This window comes from Frankia sp. AgB32 (assembly GCF_023243045.1).
In the GTDB taxonomy this organism is placed as follows: Bacteria; Actinomycetota; Actinomycetes; order Frankiales; family Frankiaceae; genus Frankia.
In genome coordinates, this window is record NZ_JALKFX010000072.1 from 1 (window position 1) to 1,438 (window position 1,438).

At 75.1% G+C, this 1,438-nt stretch carries 2 protein-coding genes; one reads left to right on the plus strand and one right to left on the minus strand.

Annotated elements, in window-relative coordinates; translation table 11 throughout:
* Window positions 1–219, plus strand: a 219-nt coding sequence (locus MXD60_RS18500; protein WP_248820571.1) for a hypothetical protein, incomplete at its 5' end; no start/stop codon positions are given.
* An 81-nt stretch (window positions 220–300) separates the two neighbouring features.
* Here MXD60_RS18500 and MXD60_RS18505 read toward each other — a convergent pair.
* Window positions 301–633: a WhiB family transcriptional regulator gene (locus MXD60_RS18505; RefSeq protein WP_248820572.1), complete on the minus strand. Its 333-nt coding sequence runs from the start codon at window positions 631–633 to the stop codon at window positions 301–303.
* Window positions 634–1,438: the final 805 nt, after the last annotated feature.

Below are 1,438 nucleotides of genomic sequence, written 5' to 3' on the forward strand. Positions count from 1 at the left end.
ACGGACAGCGCCGGGGCGCGCCGTGCCAGCAGTGCCGCCACCTCGGCCGCCGGCAGCGAGACCGCCGCCATCCCGCGCCGGCGCCCCCCCCCCGCCCCCCCCCCCCCGGGCCCCGCGTCGCTGTCCGGACCCGGCGACCGTCGCCGGCCTACCGTGCTGCGCTGGTGCGGATGCTGGTGCTGGCGTGACTGGTCGGCGGCGGTGACCCGGGACGGGTGAGTGGGTGTGGCCCGTCACCCGTCGCGGGTGGTCGGCCCGCGGGCCAGGGGATGTCCGTTCATGTCCCGACCGCCTGCCCGGTCAGCAGGCCGGCGCGAGCCCCGGCCGGGCCGGCACCCGTCGGGGCACTCCGCGTCGGGAGCGCCCGGTGAGGATGGCCTCCCGCTCCGATTCGCTGAGCCCGCCCCAGACGCCGTACGGCTCGCGAGCCGTCAGGGCGTACTCACCACACGCTCCGATCACCGGGCAGCGGGCACAGATGGCCTTCGCCGCCGCCTCGCGGGCGGCTCTTGCCGGTCCGCGTTCTCCTTCCGGATGGAAGAAGAGTTCCGTACTCTCCCCTCGGCACGCACCGTGAAGCTGCCATTCCCACTTTTCCGCGCCGGGGCCTGGAAGTCGTCGGACGTCGGTCATCGGCCTGAGCCCCCCTTTCGACCTGAGCGGCAAGCGCCGCGGGCTCACCGTAGTACCGGCCACCCCTTTGGCGATCTTGAAAAATTCACCCGGGCGACCGGGTGGCGGCTGCCGGCAGGTCCGTCGTGTCGCTCGTCGAAGCCCACCCGGTACGGCCTGGCCCGACGTCCCTGCGCCGTGCCGCCGGCGGCTCCTGGCTGCGGCCGCTGGTCCCCGGAGGACCGGGTCCGGCCGGCGGGGACATCGGGTCCGCGGGTCCGGCGGACAACTGCGTGGACGATGATTCGCCTACCCAGGCCGTCGCCCGGTCACACGGCTCCCGGGCCGGTCGACGCCGACGCGCCTGCGCCATCTACTCCTCGGCCGGCGGAATCTCGACGAACCGTCCGAATCTCTCGACCTCCTGTCACGCTCACGTGAAGTCGGCAGCACCGCCGTCCCGCCCGGCGTCCGGATCCGGATCGTCCGAACTGTGGGTGTCCGGGGCGGTCGTCCGGGCTGCGGTGATCGGTCGGCCACGATCGGCCTCGGCGAAGACCGCTTGGCAGGCACCGACCGTCGGGCGTCGGACCGCCGCGCGGCTCATCGCTCGGCGGTGGACTGTCCGGGGGCTGACCAAAGAGGGTTGGCCCGAAAGTCGTAACCCGCGGGCCACCCGTGGTCGTCCTGTGCGTCTCGATGGACGTCCCGGTGGGCGTCGGGAGGGATCCGAAGCGACGTCGGCGATCATCGGCGCCCGTGCGCGGCCCCGGGGGGGGGGGGGGCCCCGCCCCCCCCCCCCCCCCCCCCCTCGCCCCCCCCCCGG